This window comes from Streptomyces sp. CB00455 (assembly GCF_001905445.1).
Classification (GTDB): Bacteria; Actinomycetota; Actinomycetes; order Streptomycetales; family Streptomycetaceae; genus Streptomyces.
In genome coordinates this window covers 87934-95168 of the sequence record NZ_LIVQ01000014.1, presented here as the reverse complement: position 1 = coordinate 95168, position 7235 = coordinate 87934, and the positions used below count along the sequence as shown (strand labels likewise).

6 protein-coding genes and 1 pseudogene are annotated in these 7235 nt (G+C 68.1%); 2 read left to right on the top strand and 5 right to left on the bottom strand.

Features of this window, described 5'->3' with window-relative positions:
• A pseudogene (locus AMK16_RS37920) lies at positions 1-162 on the top strand (IS5 family transposase); the annotation flags it as partial.
• 232 nt (positions 163-394) lie between these two features.
• On the opposite strand, the gene AMK16_RS33095 reads toward AMK16_RS37920, so the two are convergent.
• The 3 genes from AMK16_RS33095 to AMK16_RS33085 all read right to left on the bottom strand — a co-directional run bounded on the left by AMK16_RS33095 (position 395) and on the right by AMK16_RS33085 (position 2490).
• Positions 395-724: a hypothetical protein gene (locus AMK16_RS33095; protein ID WP_073921038.1), complete on the bottom strand. Its 330-nt coding sequence runs from the start codon at positions 722-724 to the stop codon at positions 395-397.
• Between the two features lie 394 nt (positions 725-1118).
• Entirely contained in the window at positions 1119-1925 is an 807-nt protein-coding gene (gene istB / locus AMK16_RS33090) for an IS21-like element helper ATPase IstB (protein WP_242439041.1), read from the bottom strand.
• Positions 1918-2490, bottom strand: a complete 573-nt coding sequence (locus AMK16_RS33085) for a Mu transposase domain-containing protein (RefSeq protein WP_242439040.1) — start codon at positions 2488-2490, stop codon at positions 1918-1920. Before AMK16_RS33085 ends, istB begins: the two co-directional genes overlap by 8 nt.
• Before the next feature lie 1770 nt (positions 2491-4260).
• On the opposite strand from AMK16_RS33085, the gene AMK16_RS33075 reads away from it, so the two are divergent.
• Positions 4261-5448 carry an ATP-dependent DNA ligase gene (locus AMK16_RS33075; RefSeq protein WP_242439039.1) on the top strand — a complete coding sequence of 396 codons (1188 nt, stop codon included), beginning with the start codon at positions 4261-4263 and terminating at the stop codon, positions 5446-5448.
• Between the two features lie 202 nt (positions 5449-5650).
• Here the strand turns inward: AMK16_RS33075 and AMK16_RS33070 are convergent, their stop codons facing one another.
• Together AMK16_RS33070 and AMK16_RS33065 are read right to left on the bottom strand one after the other, a co-directional pair.
• The gene (locus tag AMK16_RS33070; RefSeq protein WP_073921035.1) at positions 5651-6322 is read right to left on the bottom strand and encodes a hypothetical protein; all 672 of its coding nucleotides are present in this window, start codon (positions 6320-6322) and stop codon (positions 5651-5653) included.
• Positions 6319-6840, bottom strand: a complete 522-nt coding sequence (locus AMK16_RS33065; protein ID WP_073921034.1) for an RNA polymerase sigma factor — start codon at positions 6838-6840, stop codon at positions 6319-6321. The genes AMK16_RS33070 and AMK16_RS33065 overlap by 4 nt, the downstream gene beginning before the upstream one ends.
• Between the last annotated feature and the right edge of the window lie 395 nt (positions 6841-7235).

Genomic DNA, 7235 nt, shown 5'->3' with positions numbered 1-7235 from the left:
CTCCACCGCCGCCTGGCCCGCGACTACGAAGCCTTGCCCACCCGCTCCGAAGCCGTGATCCACATCGCCATGACCGACCTCATGGCCCGCCGCCTCACCAGCGAGAACACCATTTCCTGGCGCGACCCGACACCACAGACCAAACAACCGATCCCGGGATAAAACAACGGGACGAAACGACCTCTAAGCAGGCCGGCAGGCACGTACGTACGCAGGCTGGCCCCGGACGGCCTGCGTACTCTCCTCGTTCCAAGGTGATGCGGATCTCGAATTTTCCTCACTGCGGCTCTTCGCCCCAGTTGGTTCACGGAGTGAACCAACTGGGGAAATGTGGGGAGCGGAAAGCAAAGGACTCACCGATGGCTGGGTCGGTGAGTCCTTGAGCGCGGGTGGGTCAGTGGGACGAGACGAAGCCAGCTGACTGGTCGAGGTGGAACGGTGAGCCCGGGTTCTCGGGCGTCCAGCCGGCGGCGAGAGCGGTGCGGATGCTGTCGGCGACCTGGGCGGGCAGGATCGGGCTGCCTTGTGTTCCGAACCAGTTGCTCGGGTGCGGCTGGTTGGTGGTGATCACCAGTGTGGTGCCCGGCGTCTCGGCATGTTCGGCTGCGTAGGTAAGGGGTGAATGGACCAGGCCTTGGTCGTAGGTCGGCCGTCCGCGGAGCCGCCACCGGTAGGTGGTGTCGTCCACGGTGATGAGCCGCGATCCCTTTTTGACCAGTGCCATGTCCACATCCTTTCCCATGTGACTGTAGTGAAGGGCGGCTGATCGTGTCGTCCCGATTCCCGTCGGACGGTGTCAGCTTCGGCGCATCGGGATCACGTCCCGGCTTGCTGCTGGGATGGTGGGTCGTGCGGCTTCGGGAGTGGCCAGCAGGGCGACGATGGTGACGGGCTTGTCGCAGTGCGGGCAGTTCCGGACGGCCGTAGGCGCCAGGGGTGTCGGATCTGGCGACGCCACCGTCAGCGTTTCGGTTTCAGCAGCGTCCGCAGCTTCGTCGCGTTCGCGGCGCCTGCGTCGGCCTGCTTCTGCTTTGCAGCGGGGTGTGCAGTAGGTGTGCCGGTCCGCCGCATTGGCGTTGACCTGGAATGACGTCCAGCAGATGGGGCACTCTCGGAATTCAACCAGCACGTCCGGTCACCCCCCTGCGGAGGTTGTCGGAGTGGGACTGGTGCGAGCGCAGACGGTAGGACGGGCCATCGATGCCGACCACGGCAGCGCGGTGCAGAAGCCGGTCGAGCATCGCAGCGGCGACAGTCGCGTCACCGAAGGCACCGGCCCAGTCGGCAATACCGACATTGGTCGTGAGGATCGTGCTCGACTTCAGATACCTCTGGTTGATCACCTGGAAGAGTGCCGAAGCGCCGTCGCCCGGCAGCGGCAGGTAGCCGAGCTCGTCGATCACGAGCAGGCGGAGTCCGGCGAAGAACCGCATGATGCTCGACCAGCGGCCTTCGAGTGCGGCCTTGTGGCACTTGGCCGCGAGTTCGGCTGCGGTGGTGAAGTAGACGCGGTGGCCGGCATCGACCGCTGAGCGGGCGAGTGCGACCGCCAGCATGGTCTTGCCAACGCCGGGCGGGCCGACCAGCAGGACGTTGGAGGCGTTGTCGAGGAACCTCAGGGTCGCCAGATCGCGGATGAGTTTCTCGTCGACGCCGGGCTGGGCGGCGAAGTCGAAATCGTTGAGGGTCCATGGTTCTGGCAGGCAGGCGAACCGCAGCCGGGAGGACAGCTTGCGTGCCTCGGTCGCCTCGACTTCGATCTCGAGGAGCTTCTCCAGTGCGGTGGTCAGAGTCATCCGCTCGGCTCGGGCCTGGTCCAGGACGCGGGGCAGGGCTTCGGCGGCGTCGTTGAGTTTCAGATAGGACAGGTGTCCTCGCAGCTGCTGGTAGCGGCGGGCCTCGCTCATCGGCATTGTGTCACTCACTCTCGCGCTCCTGGTCTTCGTGGGTGGGGGCCTGCCGCAGCCGGTCGGCGACGGCGGCGTAGTGAGACAGGTCGATGACGACCCGGTTCGCGACGTCCGATTCAGGTCGGCCGCGAAGCTTTTCGGCTTCCGCCTGGGCCGCGGCCGATGGAGGCCGGCGGACCTTGGTGCGGCAGGGAGCCTTGTCCGAGAACGAGGCGAGAACGGCTCGTTCGAGGGCGATGACGTGCCCGGCGTCCCGGACGGTCTGGCCGGCTCCGTCCGGTGCCCGGCGGTGGTGGGCGATGACCGCGCGGCCGGCGGTGACCACATGCAGGTCGTCCTCGCCGAGGCGGATCCGGACCGTCACGTGGGCGCCGGTCAGCCCGGGCGGGACGGAGTAGTGGTTGCCAGCGAAGGAGACGAGTCCTTGCGGGCTGACGACTCGGGTCTGCTCCAGTTCGGCGGGGTAGGGGCGGGTCGGCAGGTCCAGCAGCGGCTCGGCTTCGGCGAGCGCGGCGACCGTGGTCGAGGCTCCGTCGAGCTTGCGCTTGCGGCCGTCCATCTGGACGGCCAGCTTGTCCACGCCGTTCTGGCCTGCCTCGATGCTGATGCCGTCCGGGACGGTTCGCCACCAGCGCTGGGCCGCTGAGTGGTTGGCCTTCTCGACGACACCCTTGCGGTTGCCCCGCCGGGGCGGGCAGATGTCGACGCCGGCTCCGTAGTACTTCGCGACGGCGGCGAAGGTCGGCAGGATGCTCGGCTCCTGATCGACTAGGTGCAGGACACGCCGGGCGGGGACATCGGCATTGAGTACGACGCCTACATGTCGGGGGCCCTGACCGCGCCTACTCCCGCTACGACCTGCGGACCGTCCGCGAGATCCTCGACGGCCCGGCCGCGAAGCCCCAACTATCTCCTCTGGCCGTCGAGGGCCCGCCCGGCCCGCAGGGCATACAGGGACCGCAGGGCATACAGGGCTCGGCAGGCCCCTCCAACACGAAGTGGCGTCGCCACGGCCTGCCCGACCCGATCACTGCCGACGCCCTGCACGCGGGCCCGGCCCGGGTCATCAGTACCGCCGTGGGCACCGCCCCCAGGTGAAGTTCGTATCCCGCGCCCAGTGGGGCGCCCGCGCCTCGCGCTACGGCCCTGGCCCATATCGCGTCCACGCGGGGTGTGAAGGTCCACTACGAAGGCTCGTACGTCCCCGCGTCCCTCGCCAACCCCGACGCGCACCGCCAGTGCGCCGGACGTGTCCGCGCCATCCAGGCACAGCACCTCGTCGACGACGAGGAGGACTACAGCGACATCGCGTACTCAGTGATGGTGTGCCCGCACGGCTACGTCTACGAAGGCCGCGGCGCGCACCGCCGGACCGGTGCCAACGGCTCAACTCCGCGCACTGGGCCGTGTGCGCCATGCTCGGTAACTCCGGCCTGACCGAGCCAACCGCCGCGCAGTTGCACGGCATCTGCGACGCCTGGGCACGCGATGACCGATGGCATGGTCCGCAGCACCTCCAGGACCGACTCCTGCCCGGTGCTCGGCATGGGCGCGGTGGAGGCGTTCCTGCAGCTGAAGGAGATCGTCAGGGAAGGAGGTTTCGTCGGTCACCCCTTAATCGTAATTCTGTTCGATTTAGGAGAGCCGCATGCAGCTTAAGCAGCAGGCCCGCCGGACCGAAGCCCCCGAAGCAGCAGAAGCGGCGTAGCCGCCATGCAGGAACCTCTTCTGCCTTTGCCCCCCGGCACTGGACCAGCTCCTGGTCATACGCCGCTGGCTGGAGCTCACCCTCGCCCGTGTCGACGAGAGAATCACCGTTGTCCGGGCCGCGGATGCAGAGCGGGCACGCCGGCGGCCGCCGCCGGAGCCTCCCCGCTGGTGGATCGAGTACGGCAGCGGTGCCACCCGCCGGCCCGACCGTGTCCACACTGGCGCCTGCAGGATCACCAGCCGGGGCCGGGCGGCCACTCGGCGCCACCAGGATGTCAGTGGGGACGCTCGTCCAGTGGGGGTGGTCAACGACGTCGATCGACAGCTGCCGGATCTCGGCCCACATCCGGTCGACCGTCTCCTTCTGCTCATCGCTCCAGCCGGGGCTGTCGGGCACGTCGCCGCGGTGGGAATACCGCTCACCCCGCGCCCACCCCTTCATGGGCTCCACGCTCCAGGGCAGTCCGGCCAGATAGGAAGGGAAGTCGACGCCCCGGTTAGTGACCCGTTCGGCGCCACGCAGCGCAGCCGGCCTTCACCGTTCACGTGCGGCCGTCCGGCCTCCCCCGCCGAGCCACGCTCCCTGGGCGCGGGCAGGCTGGCGGTAAGGGGGCCGGCGCGAGCAGAGAGGAGGACCCCAGTGGTGCTGCGGCCTCCGGTTCGGCCGATGCTGGCGCAGGCCGCCGAGACGATCCCGCCTCCTGGCGTTCTGCGGGATCCGGCCTACGAGCAGAAGTTCGACGGGTACCGGATGCTGGTGTTCACCCCCACCGGCCCTGGCGGGCGTGTGCTGCTGCAGACCCGCCGCGACGCCTTGGTACAGGACCGCTTCCCCATCCTCGTCGCGGCCGCCGAGCAGCTCCCGCTCGGCCTGGTCCTCGACGGCGAGGCCCTCGTCTGGGACCCCGAAGCCGGCACCCTGTCCTTCGAGGCGCTGCAACGCCGCGCCGCCGCCCGCGCCCGCACCGCCCCCGCCCTGGCCGCCCGCCTGCCCGCCTATTACGTCACCTTCGACATCCTCCAGGCAGACGGCACCGAGCTGCTCACACTGCCGTACCGGGAGCGCCGCCGTCGGCTGGAGGTCCCGTTCTCGTCCCGCGCTCTGACCGCGCCGTGGTCGCTATGTCCGATGACCACAAACGTGGTGAAGGCGCGGGAGTGGCTGGAGTCCTGGACGGATGTGTCCGGGGTGGAGGGCCTCCTGGTCAAGGGCATGAACCAGCGCTACCTGCCCAACTATCGCGGGTGGACCAAGATCCGCCGCCGGGACACCACCGAAGCGGTCATCGGCGCCATCACCGGCACCCTCACCCGCCCCCAACTCCTCATCCTCGGCCGCCACGATCACACCGGTCGGCTCCGTACGGTCGGCCGCACCGTACCCCTGCGCCCGGAGCAGGCCCGCCAGATTGCCGAGCAGCTGACGGCCGCCGACCCCGGACACCCCTGGCAGGGCGTCCGCTTCGCGGCCTCATGGGGGTCCCGCGACTTCCTGGACGCGACCCTGATCCGCCCCGACTTGGTCGCGGAGATCAGCGCCGACCGATCCATCGACCGCGGCGTCTACAGGCATCCGCTCAGATCAGATTCCAGCGGCTGCGCCTGGACGTGGAGGTGGAGGACGTCCCGGCATTCGGTCAGGGGCCTACCGCCGCGGCCGGCTGAATCAACTGGGGACCACCGACCGAAGGCGCGGCACGGCGACCTCCTCGTGTGCGAGAGAGTGTCGCGGGTCCGCGCCTTTCGCTTACCTGCCGGTGCGCATCGCTACAGGCTCTGCTCGCACCACCAGAACACGAGTCCTACGGCACCTGCACCGATGCCGTAGCAGGTCCCTCGCAGCGCGCTGGTCATCATCACGTTACGACGATGGGTGAACCAGCGACGGGTACGGGATCGGCGCGTTTGCTTCTGAGGGCACTGGCTACTCTTCATGGTGATGCTCCCTTTTCCATATGGGTGTGTTGTAGAAGCCCGGCCGGAGCCTGGAGGCGTAGGAACCGAACGCTCCTGCCGGGCTTTTCCGTCGGTCAGCGCCGGCCGGCGAGATTCTGGATCCGGTCGGCGAGCTGGGTGTCGGGACGGCAGATGAGTCCGCCGTCGTCATGCTGTTCGGCGAGACGGTCGAACTCCGCAGCCAGCGATCCGGTCGGGACGGGAGCGAGGTCCCGGTGGCGCGCGGTGTAGCCGGCGAATGATTCCAGCACCTCGATGAACTTCTCCGACGAGCTGTCCGTGAAGAGCTTGTCCATCTGGCGTTTCCAGAACCTGGCCTCGCGGAGATCGCCACCGCCGAGGTGGTGGAGGTACAGGCAGTACGCAGCTCCACTGTGGCCGGCGCCTGCGGCCAGCTGCCACCAGAAGCGGGCGCTCTCGGAATGGCTGGCCAGGTGGAGCGCACAGGCGAAGACCTGGACTCCGTCGATGTCGACGTCTTCGGTCCATCCTGCGAAGCCGGGTGCCATTGGGTCGCCGATGATCGCGGTGAGGTCGCGTACGTGCGAGCTGGCGCCCACCTGGTTGAGAGTCAGGCGGCTGAGGGTGTCGAGGTTTCGGCGAGCGCGTGAAGCGCGGCGGACTTCCGGGGCCGGCTGAACGTAGCCGGCCTCCTCCGCCAGGGCCCGTAGGCCTGCGGCGACGTCGAAGGTGCGCCGGGGCTCGCGCACCGCAGCGTCGGCCAGACGCTTTTCCCAGGTGTTCACAGCGTGTCCTCCTGCTTCTGCTTCGTGGCGCGGCGGTAGACCGGGGAGAGGCGTTCCCGGGCCTTGCGGCAGTGGTAGTCCACGGTGCTGGGGGTGATGCCCATGTACCAGCTGATGTGTTTCGTGTCGTACTTGGCGATGTAGCGCAGGACGACGACGTCGAACTGACGCGGGGGAAGGTTCCCAAGCGCCCTGTAGAGGCCGAGCCCACTGTCCATTGCCGCGAGCTGGTCCCGGAAGCCGAGCAAGGACTCAGCTATCACCGTGCGCCGCATGATTGCCCAGGTCTGTTCCTGGAGGTCGCTTTCCGTCAGCAGGGCATTCCAGTGCCGCAGGATTTCCAGGAAGGCGCGGTGGACCGCCTTCTCGGCCAGGTCGTTCGTGCCGAGGAGGGCGAGGGCGTACGCGTGGAACGCTTCCTGGTTGGTGAGGTAGTGAGCCTCGAACTCCAGCGGGAGCGGGAGCGGGGCTGCGGCCACGGGGCTGCAGCCGTCCTCCTCACGGACATCGTCGATCATGAATCCTCTTCATTGAGGGGCGACAGGGGCGCGGTGAGTACGCCGGGGTGCGCCTACTCAATCGGTGGTGAGGGCTGAACACGCATGCGCGCCGGGTCGAATGTCACGCTCGGAAAGGCATTCGATGCCCAGAGTGATGATCGACTGGGTATCGGATGCGGAATGACCTGCGTCTTTTCGTGGCATCGAGTGCCATGAACCTGGCGGAAACCGAGAGGAGAGTGTTCTAACTCACAAGTCTTGGGCTGGGGTTCACAGTTTGTTTCCCGCCACCTGCTGGACGGATCTCGCCGGTCTGCACGTGCGGAGCCCGCGCTCCAGCTAGGAGGACGTAATAGCGGCGAGCTCGCGCCGCCGAGCTTGGCGACCGGAACGGGGCTGGACCAGCTCACCAC

Bases quoted from the DNA above. Each gene is read 5' to 3' on its own strand.
- AMK16_RS33065 (WP_073921034.1), bottom strand. From the start codon at position 6,840: ATGATCGACGATGTCCGTGAGGAGGACGGCTGCAGCCCCGTGGCCGCA.
- AMK16_RS33095 (WP_073921038.1), bottom strand. From the start codon at position 724: ATGGCACTGGTCAAAAAGGGATCGCGGCTCATCACCGTGGACGACACC.